Origin of the sequence: Nocardia araoensis NBRC 100135, assembly GCF_000308435.1 — a bacterium.
Lineage (GTDB): Bacteria > Actinomycetota > Actinomycetes > Mycobacteriales > Mycobacteriaceae > Nocardia > Nocardia araoensis.
Genome location: NZ_BAFR01000035.1, coordinates 40,790 through 60,054, shown reverse-complemented (window position 1 = coordinate 60,054; position 19,265 = coordinate 40,790). Strand labels below are relative to the sequence as shown.

Below are 19,265 nucleotides of genomic sequence, written 5' to 3'. Positions count from 1 at the left end.
TCTGCCCAACTTCCCACTACTCCGATGGGCACCAGCTAAGCACTGTGCGAGGTCTATGTGACTACGCGCACACGACGGCGTCGAGACATCCGGCCGTTTCCGGCGAGCCGTACCCGTGCCACACCGCACATCCTCCACCGCACCCACGCCCACCTGTGTGAAGGTGGAAAGGTGGCACTGCGCAGGATGGGTACGGCGATCGTCGCCGCCATCACGTTCGGGACGCTGACCGCGTGCGGGCAGCAAGCGGACCCCGGCGTGCCCGCTCCTGCCGAGCCCACCGCGGAAGCGGCGGCGGGGATGCGGGCCGACCCCGGTCCCCGTCGATACGCCGGCGGGACGATGATCGTCGTCCCGCATGCCGCGGATCTGGAATCCAGTTCGGCACTGCCCTTCTCGGAATACGACATCGAGGACGGGACGGACAAGCTCGGCATCCACATCCCCGGCCCGGTCGGCTGTCCGAGCATCGGATTCACCGCGCGGGTGGAGGAATCGGCCGATCTGGTGAGCGTGCGGCTGATCCATGGCCTGCATCGCGGCATGCCGCCGTGTCAGGGCGCGAACCCGGAGCAGAAGCGCGAGTACGGCGTGGTCGTGGTGAACCTGCAACGCCCCTTGGGCGGACGGACGGTGCTCAGCTTCACATGAGCCGCGCGACGAGGGGCCGGGTCGGTGCGCGACCGGGTAGGCCACCTCCGTTAGTGATCTTGTCGAATGGCGGGCCTCGGGCATTGTGAGATGTCCGGTTCGCCTGTTCCGGTGCGGCGCCCGGAGGAGGTCGGGCGCTATCTTCGCAGCGGATGGTGCCGCCTTCGCGGCTACCGGCGGTCCCGGAGTCGAAGGAGGTGCGGCAGTCCGCCATGATCGACTCAGGGTCTCTCGGCGGCGGTTCCTTCTGCTCTGCCCCGCAGCGAAGCTTCGCTGCGGTTTTCCGTGTAGTGCCGGTCCGTCCGAAGCGCCGACGCCGCGGCGTGCCCGCCGCGGGGCGGTGGGTCGGTGACGGCTGACTTTCGAAGGAAACCCGTGTCCAGAGTTCCGTCCAGGATCGCGATCTTGCTGGTGAGCATCGTCTCGCTCGGCCTGCTCGGCCTGCCAGCGACTGCTCAACCCCTCTATCCCACCCCCGATCCCGATCCCTTCTACACGGCGCCGCCGGACTTGGGGACGTTCGCCCCCGGTGACGTCGTACGGACCCGCAGGATCGACACCGGTATGTATATCGGGACCGAAGGCTGGCAAGTCGCCTTCCGCTCCACCAATTCGCAGGGCAAGCCGGTCATGGGCATCACGACGGTCCTGATGCCCGCCGGGGTCGAGAACCCGCCCCTGGTCTCCTACCAGGCGTTGATCAATTCCCTCGGCACCCAATGCAATCCGTCGCGCTCACTGTTCAACGGAGAGTTGCAGGACGCCGTCGGCGCGATGCTGCCCATCGGACGCGGGTGGGCCATCTCGCTGCCGGACTATCTGGGACCCACCTCCGCCTACGGTGCCGCGCGCCTGGCGGGCATGATGACCCTCGACAGCGTGAAGGCCGTCCGCAAGGTCGCCGAACTCGGCCTGTCCGACTCCCCCGTCGCCATCGCGGGCTACTCCGGCGGCGGCATGGCCACCGCGTGGGCCGCCGCGATGCAACCCACCTACGCGCCGGATCTGAAACTCACCACCGCCGTGGCCGGTGGCATCCCCGCCGACCTGGAGGAGATGGCGATGGCGCTCGGCTTCGAGCCGCACCCCGGGTTCGGCCTCGCCTTCGCCGCCGCCATGGGGCTGGAGCGGGAGTACCCGGACCGGCTGCCGATCTCCGATCAGCTCAACGAGAACGGTTTGTGGTTCCGGGAATTCACCCACGACGCCTGCCGCAGGTTTCTGCTCTTCCACGGCGCCTTCCGCAGCGCGGAGCAGATGGCGGCGTCCAAGAGCCTGATGGACAGCCCGGAGGCGCACGCCGTCCTGCGGGAGAACAGCCTGAAGTACTTCGACGGCGTGCCCGCCGTGCCGACCTATATGTGGCAGGGCCGCTTCGACACCCTCACCTTCTACAACCCGGTCGCCGAGGTCGCCGACCGGTACTGCAAGGCGGGTGCGCGGCTGACCTTCCACACCGTCGACATCTCCGAGCACCTGACCGCGGCTGCCGCCGGATTCGCGGACGCGTGGAATTACGTGGAGGCCAGGTTCCGCGGCGAACCCGCACCGACCAACTGCTGAAACCGAACGAGATGCGGCCCGGGAGTGCCTCTTCCGGGCCGCTTTTCGTTTCCGTCAGCTGATGGAACGCACCTCTTTCTCGTACTGCGCACGGGCCTTCTCGTCGGACGGGTGCAGCGCCCGATCCCCGTCGAACAGGCCACGGATCAGGCGCACCGCGCGTTCCGGCGCGGCGGCCAGCGCGATGTCCACCGGACCGAGGTAATTCGGCACGGCCACCTCGGCTCTGCGAGTCACACAGGTGCGCACGATCGCGGCGGCGACATCCTCCGGGTCGACGGTCGGCATGCCGCGGCCGAGCGTCAATCCCGAGGACAGCCGGGTCCGCACGGCCGACGGCAGGACGCAGCTGACGCTGACGCCCTGCCCGGCGAATTCCAGGCGGGTCGCCGCCGAGAGTCCCACCGCGGCGAACTTGCTCGCGTTGTACACGGCCAGCCCGGGAATCGGGATCTTGCCCGCCAGGGAGGCGACGTTGACGATATGGCCGCGGCCGCGCTCGATCATGCCCGGCGCGACGGCGCGCATGCCGTGGATGAGACCCCAGACGTTGATGTCCAGCGTGGCCTGACCGACCACGTCCGGTTCCTCCAGGAAAGCGCCCGCAGGCATGACACCGGCGTTGTTGACCAGCACGTCGATTCCGCCGACCGCCGCGGCCACCGCGTCCCATTGCCCGCGCGAGCGCACGTCCAGCTCGAACGCGCTCGCACCGATCGCGCGGGCCGCCTCCTCGGCGGCGGGTTTGTCTACGTCGGCGAGTACGACACGGGATCCTTTCGCGGCGAACACCTCGGCGGTGGCCCGGCCGATTCCCCGTCCGCCTCCGGTGATCAGGACTGTCGCCTCGCGCAGGTCGATCGCGGGGTAATCGGATCCGAGGAATCTCATGCGAATGCTCCCTGTTCGAGCGCGCGGCGGGTACTGCGCAGACTGTGTTCGAAGGTGGCCAGGCGGCGGCGGCCGTCCATGAAGTTGGGTCCCGTCACCGCGAGGTCCTCGGCGGTCGCCCCCACGAAGAGGACCTTCGTGCCCGCGGCGCGCAGCCGCGCGATCTCGGCGCGGAGTTTGTCGCTCATCCGATCGCGCAGCTGCCGTTCCAGCAGGTGACCGGGGCCGGTGGCCGGGATCCGAGCCGCGGACGCCATCGGAGCCAGCACGAGCAGTTCGTCCAGGTCCTCGGCGACCAGCAGGTCCACCGAGGCCGTCGAGCCCGCGCCACCGTCGACGAAGCGGCGACCCCCGATGGTGACCGGCGGGAACCAGCCGGGAACAGCCCAGGATGCTCGCAGCGCGGCGCCGATGGTCGCGGCGGGAGCGCCCGGCGCACCGAACGCGACGCGCTCGCCCGTCGCGTAGTCCATCGCCACCAGCCGGGTCGCCGGATGCGACACCCAGGAGCGGCCGGGGTTCAGTCGATCGGCCAGCCGTTGCAGCCAGCTCGGGTCGCCACCGCCGACCGGCAGCAGTCCGCTGCCCGCGGCCAAGAGCGCCTGGCCCGGCTGGTGGCGGCGCAGCGGCAGTCGAGGCGAGCCCAGCCGCGGGCGTGGTAGCGGCGGAAAACGGCCGGGCTCGGCGGCGCGATGCTCGCGCAGGATCGGGTCGGTCGTGGTGCCGCGCTGGAGCGCGACCAGGTCGTCCACCGAGACGCCGCTGCCGAGCATCGTCACCGTCTCGGCGCCCGCGGAGGTGCCGAGCAGCACATCGGCCTCGCGCGGATCCCAATCGAGCACGTCCCGGGCGGCGGCGAGGGCGGCGACGATCCAGGCCGCCCCCACGGTGCCCCCGCATCCGATGGCCAGGCCGCGCCGTCGCGACCCTTTGTTGTTACCCATAGTCTCAGACACTAGTCCGACTCGGCCCGAAAGCCACCCCGATCGGCTCAGGCGGTGAAGTGCAGTGTCCATTCGCCGCGATAGTGCAGGCGGGTGACGCTGCCGGGCGGGATGTCGATGCGCCAGAAAGATTTCGGCGGGGCATCCAGCGTCACCAGCAGCGCGGCCCGCACGACCGCCGGGTGGGTGACCGCGATGGTGGACACCGACCGCGCGGCGACCTCGGCCATCCAGAGCCTGGTCCGTTCGATCACGTCCAGCACGGATTCACCGCCGTGGCCGCGGAACGCCGGGTCGGTCAGCCACGCGTACAGCTCGTCCTGGGGCACCGACATCAGTTCGCCGCCGCGCCAGGCGCCCGCGTCCAGGTCGCGCAGCCGGTTGTCCTCCTCGTCCGGCAGCAGCCCCAGCAACGCGGCGGTTTCCACTGTCCTGCGTTCCGGGCCGGTCAGCACGCGCGCCGCGGTGAGCGGCCCGCACCCGGCGACCGCCCGCCTGCCCGCCTCGGTGAGCGACTCGTCCACCGGGAAACGTGCCTTCCGCATCGCCTCGGTCATGCCATGGCTGACCAGGTCGAGTCTGAGCACTTTTTGCACCTGTGGAAGCGTACGGCCCGGCGTCGGCCGCCGTTGTTCGATTGCTCCCGCTTCGCTCGACGAAACGGTACGGGCGTGCTTGTCGGTGGGCCGGTGCACACTGAATCCATGGCCCAGTTCTCCCCCGCGACCCAGGAGTGGTTCGACGGCGCGTTCCCCGCGCCGACCTCCGCTCAGCTCGGGGCGTGGAAGGCGATCGCGGCAGGCGAGCACACCTTGGTCGTCGCGCCGACCGGGTCGGGCAAGACGCTCTCGGCATTCCTGTGGGCGATCGACCAGCTGGCCGGGCGGGAGCAGCGGCCGGAGCGGGCAGGCACCTCCGTGCTGTATGTGTCCCCACTGAAAGCGCTGGCGGTGGACGTGGAACGCAATCTGCGGGCGCCGCTGGTCGGCGTCACGCAGACCGCCAAACGCCTGGGGCTGCAGCCGCCGGAGATCACCGTCGGGGTCCGTTCCGGCGACACCAGCGCGTCCGATCGGCGGTCCATGCTGCGCACCCCGCCGGACATCCTGATCACCACGCCGGAGTCGCTGTTCCTCATGCTGACCTCCGCCGCCAGGGAGACGCTGCGCGACGTGCGCACGGTGATCGTGGACGAGGTGCACGCCATCGCCGGTTCCAAGCGTGGCTCGCACCTGGCGCTGTCCCTGGCCCGGCTGGATCTGCTCACCGAGCGGCCCGCCCAGCGCATCGGGCTGTCGGCGACCGTCCGGCCACCGGAGGAGGTCGGACGGTTCCTGGTCGGCAACGCGCCGATCACCCTGGTCGCGCCGCCCGCGCCCAAGACGTTCGACCTGTCGGTGCGCGTGCCGGTGGCGGACATGACCGAGCCGGGCGAGTCCGATCAGCCGGGATCGATCTGGCCCCATGTGGACGAGGCGATCGTCGAGCTGGTGCTGGAACACCGGTCCTCCATCGTGTTCGCGAATTCCCGCAGACTGGCCGAGCGGCTCACCGCCCGGTTGAACGAGGCCTACGCGGCGCGACTGGGCGAGCCGGTGGAGACCGAGCACAAGCCGCCCGCCCAGCTCGGCCCGTCCACCGAGGTCATCCACGGCGCTGGGCCGCTGCTGGCGCGCGCGCATCACGGTTCGGTCAGCAAGGAGCAGCGTGCGCTGATCGAAGACGATCTCAAGAGCGGGCGGCTGCGCTGCGTCGTCGCGACCAGCAGCCTGGAACTCGGCATCGACATGGGCGCGGTCGACCTGGTGGTCCAGGTGGAGGCGCCGCCCTCGGTGGCCAGCGGATTGCAGCGGATCGGCCGCGCCGGGCATCAGGTCGGCGAGATCTCGCGCGGGGTGATCTTCCCCAAGCACCGCACCGACGTCATCCACTGCGCGGTGGCGTCGCGGCGGATGACGGCGGGACAGATCGAGGCGATCCAGATCCCGGCGCATCCGCTGGACATCCTCGCGCAGCAGACCGTCGCCGCGTGCGCGCTAGACCCGATCGATGTCGACGCGTGGTTCGACGTCGTGCGCGGCACCGGCAGTTACGCGTCGCTGCCGCGCTCGGCCTACGAATCGGTGCTGGACCTGCTCTCCGGGCGGTACCCGTCCGATGAGTTCGCCGAGCTGCGTCCCCGGCTGGTCTGGGATCGCGACGCGGGCACGCTCACCGGACGGCCCGGTGCGCAACGGCTGGCCGTGACCTCGGGCGGAGCCATCCCCGATCGCGGCATGTTCGCGGTGTACATGGTGGGCGAGAAGGCGTCCCGGGTCGGGGAGCTCGACGAGGAGATGGTCTACGAGTCCCGGGTCGGCGACGTGTTCGCGCTCGGGGCGACGAGCTGGCGGATCGAGGAGATCACCTTCGATCGGGTGCTGGTGACGCCCGCGTTCGGACAGCCGGGACGGTTGCCGTTCTGGCACGGCGACGGGCTCGGCCGTCCCGCCGAACTCGGCGCGGCTCTCGGCGAGTTCGTGCGCACGGTCGCCCAGGACCGCGCTGCCGAATCGGCCGGTCCCGCGAGCACCGAGCGGATGTCACGACGCGGCGGCGCACCGCCGAAAGCCTCGAAACAGGCTCGCGTGCAGTCGGATTCGAGAAACGACGGCACAGATGGCACGTCCGCGCCGGAACGCATCGCCGACATCATGCGCTCCGCCGGGCTCGACGACAACGCGACCGGAAATCTGCTCACACTCCTGGACGAACAGCGCACCGCGACCGGGCACCTGCCCACCGACCGCACTCTGGTGGTGGAGCGGTTCCGCGACGAACTAGGCGACTGGCGGCTGGTGCTGCACTCCCCCTACGGTCTTCCGGTACACGCCCCCTGGGCGCTGGCCATCGGGGCGCGGCTGCGGGAACGGTTCGGCGTGGACGCCGCGCCGAACGCCTCCGACGACGGCATCGTCGTGCGACTGCCCGATACCACCGATGATCCGCCCGGCGCCGAACTGTTCGTCTTCGAGTCCGACGAGATCGACGACATCGTCACCGAACAGGTGGGCGGCTCGGCGCTGTTCGCCTCCCGTTTCCGCGAATGCGCCGCGCGCGCATTGCTGCTGCCGCGCCGCGACCCGGGTAAACGAGCTCCGCTGTGGCAGCAGCGGCAGCGCTCGGCCCAGTTGTTGGACGTGGCGCGCAAGTTCCCCGAATTCCCGATCCTGTTGGAGACGGTGCGCGAATGCCTGCGCGACGTCTACGATCTGCCGTCGCTGCGCGACCTGCTCGGTCAGGTGGGGCGGCGCCGGATCCGGCTGGTCGAGGTGGAGACCGCGACGCCGTCACCGTTCGCCAACGCCCTGCTGTTCGACTACATCGGGCAGTTCATGTACGACGGCGACAGCCCGCTGGCCGAGCGGAGGGCCGCCGCGCTCTCCCTCGATTCCGGTCTGCTCGCCGAACTGCTCGGCCGGGTCGAGTTGCGCGAACTGCTCGACGCCGCGGTCATCGACCAAACCGAGCGGGAACTGCAACGGCTCACCCCCGAGCGGCACGCACGCGACGCCGAGGGGTTGGCGGATCTGCTACGGCTGCTCGGGCCGCTCACCGCCGCCGAAGCCGCAGAACGCTCCGACGACGATCCCGTCCCCTGGTTCGAGAGCCTCGTGTCCGCACGCCGTGCGCTGGAGGTCTCCTTCGCGGGGCGCACCTGGTGGGCAGCGGTGGAGGACGCGGCCCGGTTGCGCGACGCGCTCGGGGTTCCGCTGCCGATCGGAACGCCGTCGGCGTTCATCGAGCCGGTGGCCGATCCGCTCGGCGACCTGGTGGGCCGCTACGCCCGCACGCACGGCCCGTTCGGGACGGAGGCGGTGGCGGCCCGGTTCGGGCTCGGCACCGCGGTCGCCGCCACCGCACTACACCGGCTCGTGGCCGAAAAACGGGTGGTCGAAGGCGAATTCACGCCCGGAGCGGCCGGGGCGGAGTGGTGTGACGCGCAGGTGCTGCGCCGGTTGCGCCGCCGATCGCTCGCCGCCGCCCGGCACGAGGTCGAGCCGGTCTCCACCGCCGCGTTCGGACGCTTTCTCCCGTCCTGGCAGCACGTCGGCAGCGGCGAGTTGCGCGGCGTCGACGGCGTCGCGGCCGTGGTGGAACAGCTCGCGGGCGTACCGATCCCGGCGTCCGCCTGGGAATCACTCGTCCTGCCCGCGCGGGTGCGCGACTACACCCCCGCCATGCTCGACGAACTCATGGCGACGGGCGAGGTGATCTGGTCGGGGCACGGCGCCATCACCGCCAAGGACGGATGGATCGCCCTGCATCCGGCCGAGCAGGCGCCGTTCACCCTCCCGCCGCCGGACGAGGTCGACCTCACCGACGTCCAATTGCGCCTGCTCGGCGCGCTGGGCGCGACCTTGGTGCCGTGGACGCCGCCCGACCCAGCGGAAACCGTTCCGGATCGCGCGCCCGTGCCGTTGGACGAGCCGGATCCGCCGTCCGGCAGCGCGGCCGACGGTCACGGCACCCACCGGCGATCCACCGAGACGGCCGACCACACCGGTGGCGCCACACCGAACGGGTCGGACAACGGCCGACGTGACAGGCGATCACCGGTCGGCTCGAAGAACGCCGACGGTGCGGGACATTCGATCTCCGACGCCCCCGCACAGCGACTCATCCCCGTGCCGCAAGGCGGCGGTGCGTACTTCTTCCGGCAGCTGTCCGACGCCACCGGCCTGCTCGACGACACCGCGGCGGCCGCCGCGCTGTGGGAACTGGTCTGGGCCGGAATGGTTTCCGGTGACACGTTCGCGCCGGTGCGGGCGCTGCTGTCCGGCACGACCCGGACCACGACGGCCCACCGCACTCCCCGGCGCGCGCCGCGCGGGCGGGCCTACCTGCCCCGGCCGAGCATGCCCACCCGTTCCGGGCCGCCCTCGGTCGCCGGGCGATGGTCGCTGCTTCCGGAGCGAGTTTCGGACAACACGGTGCGCGCACACGCGACCGCGGATCTACTTCTGGAGCGGTACGGCGTGCTGACCAGGGGCTCGGTGCAGAACGAGGGCGTGCCCGGCGGTTTCGCGCTGATGTATCGGGTGCTCACCGAATTCGAGGACCGGGGCCGCTGCCGCCGCGGCTATTTCGTCGACTTGCTCGGCGGCGCCCAGTTCTCCACCACCGATGTGGTGGACCGGCTGCGCTCCTTCGACCCCGAACGCGCCCGCCCCGAGTCCAGGGAACCGACCGGCACGGTGCTGGCGCTGGCCGCGTGCGATCCCGCGAACCCCTACGGCGCCGCGCTGGCCTGGCCGAAGAGCGACGTCGACGGCGGGCATCGCCCCGGACGCAAAGCCGGGGCGCTGGTCGTGCTCGTCGACGGCGATCTGGTCCTGTATCTGGAGCGGGGCGGCAAGACCCTGCTCACCTTCACCGAGGACCCCGACGCCCGCCGCGCGGCCGCCGCGGCGCTGGCCGATCTGGTCCACCGCCGCCGGGTGGACTCGCTGGTCATCGACCGGGTCAACGGAGAGACCGTGCACGGCAATACGTTCGCCGGATTCCTCACCGAAGCGGGTTTCTCGGCCACCCCGCGCGGCCTGCGCCTCCGGAGCCGCCCGTGAGCCCGCGACCCCGCGCCGACTCGACGGAGCTGCCCCGTGCCCGAGGGTGACACCGTCTTTCTCGCCGCCGAACGGCTGCGCGCCGCTCTGGCGGGAAAAGAACTGACCCGCAGTGATTTCCGGGTGCCGCGCTACGCGACGGTGGATCTGCGCGGACAGTCGGTGGAGAGCGTCGGCAGTTACGGGAAACACCTGTTCATCCGGACGCCCACGGTGAGTATTCACACTCACCTCAAGATGGAGGGCAGCTGGCGGGTGTTCCACTGCGGACAGCGCTGGACAAAACCGCGCGTCGCCGCGCGGGTAGTGCTGAGCACCGCGGATGTCGAGGCCGTCGGGTTCTCCTTGGGCACCGTCGAGGTGGTGCGGGTGCGTGACGAGCACCACATCGTCGACCATCTCGGACCCGATCTGCTGGGCCCGGATTGGGATGCGGCGGAAGCCGTCCGGCGTCTGGAGCGGTATCCGGATCAACCCATCGGTGTCGCGCTGCTGGATCAGCGCAATCTGGCCGGTATCGGGAACGTCTTCCGCAGCGAGGTCTGCTTTCTGCGCCGCGTCCACCCCGCGACGAGGGTCGGCGATGTCCCGGACCTGCTGGCCTTGGTCAACGAAGCACACCGCATCCTGGCCGAAGCGGTAGCGAAGCCTCCGCGGCGCGTGTTGGCCTACGGGCGGACACATCGCCCGTGTCAGCGCTGCGGCACTCCGCTCGCGGCCGACCTGCTCGGTGACACCGCACCGGATTACGACCGGGTGGCGCAACGAGAGCGCGGCATCTTCTTCTGTCCCCGGTGTCAGCCCGTCCCGGCCGAATGAGCCCGTTCGACGGCGGGCCGCCGGAGCTGCGAGCAACTCAGCCCTCGGACGGCACCGGCTCCAGAATCTGCGGGCGCGGCTCCGGCGCGGCGATCCGCAGAGCGTCGGCGGACGCATCGTCCGGTTGGGTCTGCGAGTGGATCTCGGCGTCGACCCGCGCCTGATAGGTGCGGACCTCCCGGTCGAGCTCCTCGTCGTCCCAGCCCAGGATGGGCGCGACCAGCCCGGCGACCTGTTCCGCACAGTTGGCTCCGCGATGCGGGTACTCGATCGAGATCCGGGTCCGCCGGGCCAGGATGTCGTCGAGATGCAGCGCGCCCTCGGCCGCCGCCGCGTAGACCGCCTCCACCTGGAGGTAGGACGGTGCGTCCGTAATCGGTTGCAGGAGCTCGGGTTTCTCGTCGGCGAAGGCCATGACCTCGCTGATCAGCGAGCCGTATCGATCCAGCAGATGCTTGATCCGGTACGGATGCACCCCATAGGTCTCGGCCAGTTGCACCGTCTGGTTGACCAGCGCGAAATAGCCGTCGGCGCCGAGCAACGGCACCTTCGCCGTGATCGACGGCGAGACCCGCGCCGGAATGTCCTGCGCCGCTTCGTCCACCGCGTCGAGTGCCATCACCCGGTAGGTGGTGTACTTGCCACCCGCGATGCCGACCAGCCCGGGTGCGACCCGGGCGACGGCATGTTCGCGCGAGAGCTTGGAGGTCTCGTCGCTCTCCCCCGCCAGCAACGGGCGCAGGCCCGCGTACACGCCGTCGATGTCGTCCGGCGTCAGCGGGGTGACCAGCACCTCGTTCACGCGTTCCAGCAAGTAGTCGATATCGGCTTTGGTCGCGGCCGGATGCGCGAGGTCGAGGTTCCACTCGGTGTCCGTGGTGCCGATGATCCAATGCGCGCCCCACGGGATGACGAACAGCACCGAGGTCGCGGTGCGCAGGATGATCGCGGTGTCGCTCACGATGCGGTCGCGGGGCACCACGATGTGCACGCCTTTGGAAGCCCGCACATGGAACCGGCCGCGCTGATGCGACAACGCTTGGACTTCGTCGGTCCACACGCCGGTCGCGTTGATCACCACATGTCCACGGACCTCGCCCGTGCGACCGTCCTCGGTGTCGCGCACCTTGACGCCGACCACCCGGTCCGCCTCCCGCAGGAACCCGACCACCTGCGTGGACGTGCGGATCACCGCGCCGTAGTGTGCGGCCGTGCGCGCCACCATCATGGTGTGACGTGCGTCGTCGACGACCGTGTCGTAGTAGCTGACACCGCCGATCAGCGAGTCCCGCCGCAGCCCCGGCGCGAGCCGCAACGCGCCCGCGCGAGTGAGATGACGTTGCCCTGGAACGGATTTCGCCCCACCCATGGTGTCGTACAGGACCAGTCCCGCCGCCACGTACGGACGCTCCCACACCCGGTTGGTCAGCGGATACAGGAAGCGCAGGGGCTTGACCAGGTGCGGCGCCAGCATGGACAACGTGAGCTCGCGCTCGCGCAGGGCCTCGCGCACCAATCCGAACTCCAGCTGCTCGAGGTAGCGCAGCCCGCCGTGGAACATTTTCGACGACCGGCTGGAGGTCCCGGACGCGAAATCACGGGCCTCGACCAAAGCGACTTGCAAGCCCCTGGTCGCCGCGTCCAACGCGATACCGGCCCCGACCACGCCCCCACCGACGACGACCACATCGAAATGATCTTTGCCGAAGCGCTCCCAGGCCGCCCTGCGCTGCTCCGGCCCGAGAAGCTGCGATTCCGGTTTCTTGGCCATGCTCGACTCCTCCAGCCGACGCGGATGTGTCCGATCGAGCGTTCAGCTCCAGGCTAGGCGAACCGCGCGAATCGACCACCCGCGCCCGGTTCGTGTCATCCTGGCCTACTCGTCGGTAACAATCTCCAACCCTAGCCGAACGTCGAGGACATGCCACAACCCAGTGAGGCGGCCCGCACCGACGGTCGCGTCCCATCGGATGCGGCTACCGGGAATCACCGGATCGATTTTCCGATCGCGGCACCGGAATCATGGCGAGAGCCTCGGGTACGGCGTCGAACGCGCGACGCAGGTGATTTGCGAGCGAACCCGTTTCGGGTTTGTCGGCGCCGGCGCTCCAGATATCGAGTGCGCAGTGGAATGCGGCGACAACGATGTCCAGCGCGAGGCGGGGGCGCTGATCGGCGCACGGGTCGATGTCGAAACGTTCTCGCAGGACCTCCAGGGCCTCGCCGACCGTCCGAGAACAGAATTGCAGGTTGTTCGCGCCCATCGATGGTGTGGACCGCGCGAGGCGGTGACTGCGTGCGGCACGATCCGCCCAGCCATCCGGGGGCATCCGGCTCAGGGCCGCCAGCAGGCTGTCCTGCAAAGTCCGATGCAGGGGCCCGGCGCCGGTCGAGCGATCGGCCAGATCTGCGAGGAATTCGGCCCACAGCTGCCGCAGCGGCGCCATCGCCACGTCTTCTTTGCTGGTGAAGTTCCGGAAGAAGGTGCGCTTGGAGACGTCGACGGCATCGCACAGCTGGTCGAGCGTGACGTCGTCGAAGCCGCGGTCGGTGAACAGTTCCAGAGCAGTGTCGATCAAAACCTGACGAGTGCGCTGCTTTTTGCGTTCGCGCAGCGGCAGGCGATCGATCGCGGCTTCGGTCATGACTTCAGCATAACGCCTTTACGCTTCCGAGGAGCTATCGCCACTTGACACCATTTGCCACTCAGTGGCATGTTTGGCGTCACCAGGCCACACAGCCTCCCCTCCCTCGAAAGGCGTTGTGCAATGCGCGCATTGGTTGTCGACCGCTCCGTGCCCTCGGGGTTGCGTATCGGGCAAGTAGCGGATCCGGACCCCACGCCGCATCAGGCGGTGGTGCGCGTGACCGCGACCTCACTCAATGACGGAGAGTGCCGCTACGTGCTCGCCGATGCACCCGAAGGTTCCGTGCTCGGGTGGGACGCGGCGGGGATTGTGGAGCAGGCGGCCGCCGACGGCTCCGGACCGCCGGTCGGCACGCCGGTGGTCACGCTCGGCTGGACCGGGGCCTGGGCGGAATTGCGTGCGGTCGACACGGATCTCGTCGGAACGATCCCGGTGGGCGCGGACCTGGCGGCCATCAGCACCGTTCCGGTCGCGGGAGCGAGCGCGCTGCGGTCGTTACATCGACTCGGACCCATTCTGGGGCGGCGAGTACTGATCACCGGAGCGACCGGCGGCACCGGCCGCTATGCGGTCCAGCTCGCTCGTCTCGGTGGAGCGCATGTCATCGCGTCGACCGGCGATCCCGCCGCCCACGAGCGAAGCCTGCGCGAACTCGGGGCGGCCGAAGTCATCAGCGGTCCCGCCGCCCTGCGGGCCCCGGTCCACGGCGTGATCGACTTGGTGGGCGGCCCGCAACTCGTCGACGCCTACCAGCGTTTGTCGGAGGGCGGCACCGTGGTTGCCGTCGGTCATGCCGCCGGCGCGGACGAGACGTTCCCCTTCGGGGCGTTCTTCGGCGATCGGGGCCGCCACGACCGGTCGATCACCACGTTCTTTCTGTTGGCGTGCGCAGATCTCGGCCCGGATCTCAGCTGGCTGGCCGAACAGGTCGCGACCGGCACCTTGGACCCGAGCATCGCCTGGCGCGGGGATTGGACTCGGATCGGTGAAGCCGCACAAGCGTTGCTCTCCCGCCGTCTGCACGGCAAGGCAGTGCTCGAACTGCGCTGAGGTGGGCGGACACCCGTGGGAGATCAACACAGCCGCGAAACGCCGCGACGAAGTCGCGGCCAAAATACACTGCACGGATGCGTCGCTATGTGGCCGCCATCGACCAGGGTACGACCTCTAGTCGGTGCATCGTCTTCGACCGGCAGGGGCGCGTCGTCGGCGTCGCCCAGCGGGAGCACGAGCAGATCTTCCCGCGACCGGGCTGGGTCGAGCACGATCCCGAAATCATCTGGCGGAATACGGAACTCGTCCTCGGCGAGGTTCTCGAGCGCAGCGGCCTCGACGCAGGCGACATCGCCGCGGTGGGCGTCACCAATCAGCGCGAGACGACCGTGGTGTGGGATCGCGAGACCGGCCGTCCGGTGTACAACGCGATCGTCTGGCAGGACACTCGCACCGACCGACTGTGCGCCGAGCTGGGCGGCGACGCCGGACCGGGCCGCTACCAGGACCGCACCGGCCTGCCGCTGTCCACCTACTTCGCCGGGCCGAAGCTGCGCTGGATCCTGGACAACGTGCCGGGTGCGCGGGAGCGCGCGGAGGCCGGCGAGCTGTGCTTCGGCACCGTCGACAGCTGGGTGTTGTGGAAGCTCACCGGCGAGCACATCACCGACGTGACCAATGCCTCCCGCACCATGTTGCTGGATCTGCGGACGTTGCGGTGGGATCCGGCGATCTGCCGGGAGTTCGGCGTGCCGGAGTCGATGCTGCCGCAGGTACGCAGTTCCTCGGAGGTGTACGCGCCGATCGGTTCCGGACCGCTGGCCGGGGTGCCGGTGGCGGGCATCCTCGGCGACCAGCAGGCCGCCACTTTCGGCCAGGCGTGCCTGTCGCCCGGCGAGGCCAAGAACACCTACGGCACCGGCAATTTCATGTTGCTGAATACCGGAACCACGCCGGTGTTCAGCAAGCACGGCCTGCTCACCACCGTGTGTTACCGCCTGGGTGACGCGGACACGGTCTACGCCTTGGAGGGCTCCATCGCGGTGACCGGCTCGCTGGTGCAGTGGTTCCGCGACAATCTCGGCATCATCTCCTCCGCCGACGAGATCGAGCCGCTGGCTCGCAGCGTCGAGGACAACGGCGGCGCCTACATCGTGCCCGCTTTCTCCGGTCTGTTCGCGCCCCGCTGGCGTCCGGACGCGCGCGGCGTGATCGCCGGTCTCACCCGTTTCGTCACCAAAGCGCACCTGGCGCGGGCGGTGCTGGAGTCCACCGCCTTCCAGACCCGCGAGGTGGTCGACGCGATGCGCGCGGACGCCGAGTCCCAGCGGCTCGGCCTGGAGCTGACCACGCTCAAGGTGGACGGCGGCATGGTCGCCAACGACCTGCTGATGCAGTTCCAATCCGATGTCCTCGACGTGCCCGTGGTGCGCCCGGTGGTCAGCGAGACCACCGCGCTGGGTGCGGCCTACGCGGCCGGGCTCGCCGTCGGCTACTGGTCGGGCACCGACGACATCCGCGACAACTGGACCGCCGACAAAACTTGGCATCCGACCATGTCGGAGGCGGACCGGGACGAGCGCTTCGCCGCGTGGAACAAGGCGGTCGAGCGCACCTACGGGTGGGTGGACTGACGGGCGTACCGGTTTCCTTGCCCGAAGCTATCCACCGATCGCCGTCGCCAAGCGCGCGACCGCCTCGCGAAGCGTCGCCGCGTCGGAGGTGGTGAAGCACAGGCGCATGGAATTCCGATGGGCGCCGGATACCGCGAACGCATCGCCGGGGACGTAGGCGACGCCGAGATCGATGGCGTGGGGCAACAAGTTCACGGTGTCGGTCCCATCGGTGAAGTCGACCCACACGAACATCCCGCCCGCGGCATCGGTGCTCACCAGTCGGTCGCCGAACCGGGTGCGCAGTTCGTCGACCAGGACGCGCGCACGCGCACCGTAGACCCGCCGGATCTCCTCGACCTGTCCGGCCACCCAGCCCGCGTCGGCGAGCAGATCGGCGGCGATCTGCTGGGTCAGCGCCGAACCACACAGGTCCGCGCCCTGCTTCAGCAACTCCACGCCCCTGCACACCGCGTTCGGCGCGACCATCCAGCCCACCCGTAAGGTCGGCGCGAGAATCTTCGACACGCTGGACAGCCGGATCACGTTGGGCGAATACGTCGCGATCGGCTCCGGCGAGGGCCGGTCGAACCACAGCTCGCCGTAGGGATCGTCTTCGATCACCCAGAACCCGAACCGGCCGGCGAGCTCGGCGAGCTCCCGTCGCCGCCGCGGGCTCATGGTGACACCGCGCGGATTGTGGAAATTGCTCACCGTGTGCACCACCGCGGGCCGCTCACCGCGGCCGAGCAGTTCGGCCAGCGCGTCGACCCGCATACCCTCGGCGTCCAGCGGGACCGTCACGATGCGGGAGCCGGCGGCCCGGAACACCTGCAACGCGCCGACGTACGCCGGATCCTCGACCACGACGAGCGCGCCCGGATCCAGCAGCACCTCGGCGAGCAGCGACAACGCCTGCTGCGATCCGTGGGTGACGAACACCTCCTCCAGCGGCACCGGCCGCCCCAGCCGTTGCGTCTCGCGCGCCGCGAGCACTTCACGCAGCGGCCCCCACCCGGCCGATTCGGTGTACTGCAGACGCGCCCGGTCCGCCAGCGCCGACTCCGCCGCCTGGGCGATCCGGTCCCGCGGCATCAACTGTTCGTCGGGCAGGCCACCGGCCAGGCTGATGATGTCCTCGCGCGCGGCTACCTTCAGCAGATCACGAATCGCCGAGCTCGTCAGGCCGTCGAGACGCCTGGCCAGGGGTGGAGTGATCGCCGACATGAAACCTCCAGAAGGACGCCACGGTACGCGTGTCCTCACTGTTTCACATCGCCTACCAGAATATGAAATCTTATTCCCAATATATGAGACATATTCCGCGCACCGCTTCCGTCGGCGGCGCGGCCGCCGGGGAGACTCAATCGATCAGGTAGATGAGGGTCCGTCCGTCCAGGGTCACGGTCGTGATCACCGGGAAGTACTGGGCCTCGGTGCCGTCGGGGTGGCGCTCGGTGATCTCGACGTTGTAGCGGTCAGGGGTGATCTCCGCGATCCGCAGGCAATAGGCCGTGCCCTGCGGGATGTGCTGGTCGATCGTTTTCTGCAGGTCCGCGGGTGGTTCGACGTTCGCCCCCGGTGCCACGAACGTGTGCGCGCGGGTGGCGCTGCGCTCGGAGTAGTACGCGTGCTCGAAGCCGAGAATCGCCCGGACCCCACTGCTCGTGTCGCCCGCACCATTGCCGAAGGTGACCTTGCCCTCGGTGCGGGTCGGGCAGTCCACCACCGCGGTGCTCGTGGCGCCCGCGGCCGCCGTGTCGCCTCCGCCGTCATCGCTCCCGCTCGACACGATGATGGTCACGGTCAGCGCGATCAGCACCGCGACCGCCGCGACCACACCGAGCACGATCCACCGCGGCGAGGAGCCCTTGCGCCGGGCAGGCGCCGGCGTGGTGGGCACGCGTAGCGCCAGCCGCATGGCGATCGGGTCCTCGGCCCAGGACAGACCCGATTCGGACGGCGCCGGAGGTTTCGGCACGCCCCCCTCCGCGGTCGGCTGGTTCCACCAGGACTCCTGCGGCTCGCCGCCTTTGGACTGCGAGCCCTCGGCTCCGGCAGAAGGCTGCTCGGGAGCGGCGGAAGCAGGCCCGGCATAGACGGTGGAATCCGGCGCGCGGAACTGCGACGGAAGTGCGGGGGTCGTTTCCGGCTCGCCCGCGGGCCGCCACGTCAGTTCCGGGTGATCGGTAGGTTGCTGCGGCACCTGCCAGCGCGGCCCGGTGTCGGCCCCCATCGGCGGACCGAATTCCGAAACGGGCGGACCGAATTCCGAAACAGGGGGTCCGAATTCGGCAACCGGCGGCCCGAATTCCCCCAACGACGGACCGAACTCCGAACCGGACTGGTCGGATTCGTTCTCCCTCGCATCACCCTCGGAGGTCACACCCAATCCTTTCCCAGGACACACAAGTGGGGCGGCCGCGAACGACCGCCCCACCCGTCGAGAACAGCACGTGTCAGTACTGGAGTGAACCACCCCACTGGGTGGTGACACCACCCACGTCGACGGTCTGCGGAGCGAAATCGCCCGGCTGAAGCGGAAGCTTAACCTGTGCGGCGGCATCCAGGGCGGCTGCTCCGCCCGGCTGCTCGCGGATCCAGTCCTCCACCGCGGCCTTGGCCTGGTTCAGCTGGGTGGTGTCGAACACCGTGGTGGTGTTGTTCGAGGCCAAGCCCTCCCCACCGGTGTAGGTGGTCAGCTTGACGGTGTTCTTGTCGACGAACTCCACCGAGACGCCCGCTTCACCCGAGCCGGTCGGCGTACGGTAGCCGATGGTGCCGACGTAACCGGCCTCGTTGCTGAAGTGGTGGGTGTTGGCCACGTGGCCGGGGAGGAGGGTGCCGCCGTCGATGTTCGCGCCGATCTCCGCGTGCGGGCCGGTCATCTCCACGACCGGAGCTGCGGGGGCCGACTCCAGACGCGGCGCCTGCCAGCGCGGCTGCGCCTGCGGCTGCACCAGCGTGGAGCTCTCCGGCTGCCGTGCCTGGGCGTTGTCGTTCTGAGTGCCCTGCTGCGGCTGCGGAGCGGCCTGCTGGCCCGGCTGCGGCACGGCCTGCTGACCCGGCTGCGGCGCGGCCTGGTCCGGCACGACCGCGGGCAGCGGCTCGCTCGGCTTCTGCTGACCGGGGACCGGCAGCGGCGCGACGCGCGGCGGGGTCACGCCCGGCTGGGTCGGCTTGGCCAGCTTCGGGTCTTTCTGGTCCGGCGCGGCATGATCCGACTCCGGGGTGGTGACACCGGGCTGGCTCGGCGTCGGCTTGCTCTCCGGCTTCTGCGGATCCTGCTTGGATTCCGGCTTGTTCGGCTCCGGCTGAGTGGTCTCCGGGGTGCTCGGCGACTCGTTCACGCCCGGCTGCGTCGGAGCAGGCGTCGGCGGAGTGGTCGGATCGTTGGGTGCCGCCCCCGCCGGCGCAGCGAAGAGAGTGGCCACGGCAGCCGCAGTGGCCAGTGGCAACGAGGTGCTCGCCATCGCTCGCTGCGCCCGACTCGGCTTACGATGTTTCACTTTTCGCAATTCCCTTCCCGGGTGCGGC

General features: G+C 69.8%; 14 protein-coding genes. 6 read left to right on the top strand and 8 right to left on the bottom strand.

Features of this window, described 5'->3' with window-relative positions; translation table 11 throughout:
* The first annotated feature begins 171 nt into the window (after positions 1–171).
* On the top strand, positions 172–651 hold the full coding sequence (locus ON21_RS05310; protein WP_039796215.1) for a hypothetical protein: 480 nt from the start codon (positions 172–174) through the stop codon (positions 649–651).
* A gap of 375 nt (positions 652–1,026) precedes the next feature.
* The gene (locus ON21_RS05305) at positions 1,027–2,214 is read left to right on the top strand and encodes a lipase family protein (protein ID WP_444543660.1); all 1,188 of its coding nucleotides are present in this window, start codon (positions 1,027–1,029) and stop codon (positions 2,212–2,214) included.
* A gap of 54 nt (positions 2,215–2,268) precedes the next feature.
* Here the strand turns inward: ON21_RS05305 and ON21_RS05300 are convergent, their stop codons facing one another.
* From ON21_RS05300 to ON21_RS05290, 3 genes are read right to left on the bottom strand one after another with little or no spacing between them, the layout of a single operon-like run.
* Positions 2,269–3,105: an SDR family NAD(P)-dependent oxidoreductase gene (locus ON21_RS05300; protein WP_039796214.1), complete on the bottom strand. Its 837-nt coding sequence runs from the start codon at positions 3,103–3,105 to the stop codon at positions 2,269–2,271.
* On the bottom strand, positions 3,102–4,049 hold the full coding sequence (locus tag ON21_RS05295; RefSeq protein WP_039796213.1) for a patatin-like phospholipase family protein: 948 nt from the start codon (positions 4,047–4,049) through the stop codon (positions 3,102–3,104). The genes ON21_RS05300 and ON21_RS05295 overlap by 4 nt, the downstream gene beginning before the upstream one ends.
* Positions 4,050–4,096: 47 nt before the next feature.
* Positions 4,097–4,645, bottom strand: a complete 549-nt coding sequence (locus ON21_RS05290) for a histidine phosphatase family protein (protein WP_039796212.1) — start codon at positions 4,643–4,645, stop codon at positions 4,097–4,099.
* Here ON21_RS05290 and ON21_RS36735 point away from each other — a divergent pair.
* Together ON21_RS36735 and ON21_RS05280 are read left to right on the top strand one after the other, a co-directional pair.
* On the top strand, positions 4,610–9,655 hold the full coding sequence (locus ON21_RS36735) for an ATP-dependent helicase (protein ID WP_444543659.1): 5,046 nt from the start codon (positions 4,610–4,612) through the stop codon (positions 9,653–9,655). The two genes, ON21_RS05290 and ON21_RS36735, sit on opposite strands and share 36 nt — an antisense overlap.
* 36 nt (positions 9,656–9,691) lie before the next feature.
* Positions 9,692–10,474 (top strand): DNA-formamidopyrimidine glycosylase family protein, encoded by a 783-nt coding sequence (locus ON21_RS05280; protein WP_039796210.1) that lies wholly within the window; start codon positions 9,692–9,694, stop codon positions 10,472–10,474.
* Between the two features lie 37 nt (positions 10,475–10,511).
* Here the strand turns inward: ON21_RS05280 and ON21_RS05275 are convergent, their stop codons facing one another.
* Together ON21_RS05275 and ON21_RS05270 are read right to left on the bottom strand one after the other, a co-directional pair.
* The gene (locus ON21_RS05275; protein WP_039796209.1) at positions 10,512–12,245 is read right to left on the bottom strand and encodes a glycerol-3-phosphate dehydrogenase/oxidase; all 1,734 of its coding nucleotides are present in this window, start codon (positions 12,243–12,245) and stop codon (positions 10,512–10,514) included.
* Between the two features lie 205 nt (positions 12,246–12,450).
* Positions 12,451–13,119 (bottom strand): TetR/AcrR family transcriptional regulator, encoded by a 669-nt coding sequence (locus ON21_RS05270; RefSeq protein ID WP_039796208.1) that lies wholly within the window; start codon positions 13,117–13,119, stop codon positions 12,451–12,453.
* A 123-nt stretch (positions 13,120–13,242) separates the two neighbouring features.
* On the opposite strand from ON21_RS05270, the gene ON21_RS05265 reads away from it, so the two are divergent.
* Positions 13,243–14,172 carry a zinc-binding dehydrogenase gene (locus ON21_RS05265; RefSeq protein WP_039796207.1) on the top strand — a complete coding sequence of 310 codons (930 nt, stop codon included), beginning with the start codon at positions 13,243–13,245 and terminating at the stop codon, positions 14,170–14,172.
* A 77-nt stretch (positions 14,173–14,249) separates the two neighbouring features.
* The gene (glpK, locus tag ON21_RS05260; protein ID WP_039796206.1) at positions 14,250–15,749 is read left to right on the top strand and encodes a glycerol kinase GlpK; all 1,500 of its coding nucleotides are present in this window, start codon (positions 14,250–14,252) and stop codon (positions 15,747–15,749) included.
* A 27-nt stretch (positions 15,750–15,776) separates the two neighbouring features.
* Here glpK and ON21_RS05255 read toward each other — a convergent pair whose 3' ends face one another.
* The 3 genes from ON21_RS05255 to ON21_RS05245 all read right to left on the bottom strand — a co-directional run bounded on the left by ON21_RS05255 (position 15,777) and on the right by ON21_RS05245 (position 19,078).
* Positions 15,777–16,955 carry an aminotransferase-like domain-containing protein gene (locus ON21_RS05255; protein ID WP_039796205.1) on the bottom strand — a complete coding sequence of 393 codons (1,179 nt, stop codon included), beginning with the start codon at positions 16,953–16,955 and terminating at the stop codon, positions 15,777–15,779.
* Between the two features lie 136 nt (positions 16,956–17,091).
* Positions 17,092–18,114 carry a DUF8176 domain-containing protein gene (locus tag ON21_RS05250; protein ID WP_245562470.1) on the bottom strand — a complete coding sequence of 341 codons (1,023 nt, stop codon included), beginning with the start codon at positions 18,112–18,114 and terminating at the stop codon, positions 17,092–17,094.
* A gap of 73 nt (positions 18,115–18,187) precedes the next feature.
* Positions 18,188–19,078, bottom strand: a complete 891-nt coding sequence (locus ON21_RS05245) for a hypothetical protein (RefSeq protein WP_245562469.1) — start codon at positions 19,076–19,078, stop codon at positions 18,188–18,190.
* Between the last annotated feature and the right edge of the window lie 187 nt (positions 19,079–19,265).

Coding starts and splice junctions, on each gene's coding strand:
- ON21_RS05300 (WP_039796214.1), bottom strand. CDS start 3,105: ATGAGATTCCTCGGATCCGATTACCCCGCGATCGACCTGCGCGAGGCG.
- ON21_RS05295 (WP_039796213.1), bottom strand. CDS start 4,049: ATGGGTAACAACAAAGGGTCGCGACGGCGCGGCCTGGCCATCGGATGC.
- ON21_RS05270 (WP_039796208.1), bottom strand. CDS start 13,119: ATGACCGAAGCCGCGATCGATCGCCTGCCGCTGCGCGAACGCAAAAAG.
- ON21_RS05275 (WP_039796209.1), bottom strand. CDS start 12,245: ATGGCCAAGAAACCGGAATCGCAGCTTCTCGGGCCGGAGCAGCGCAGG.
- ON21_RS36735 (WP_444543659.1), top strand. CDS start 4,610: ATGGCTGACCAGGTCGAGTCTGAGCACTTTTTGCACCTGTGGAAGCGT.
- glpK (WP_039796206.1), top strand. CDS start 14,250: ATGCGTCGCTATGTGGCCGCCATCGACCAGGGTACGACCTCTAGTCGG.
- ON21_RS05255 (WP_039796205.1), bottom strand. CDS start 16,955: ATGTCGGCGATCACTCCACCCCTGGCCAGGCGTCTCGACGGCCTGACG.
- ON21_RS05265 (WP_039796207.1), top strand. CDS start 13,243: ATGCGCGCATTGGTTGTCGACCGCTCCGTGCCCTCGGGGTTGCGTATC.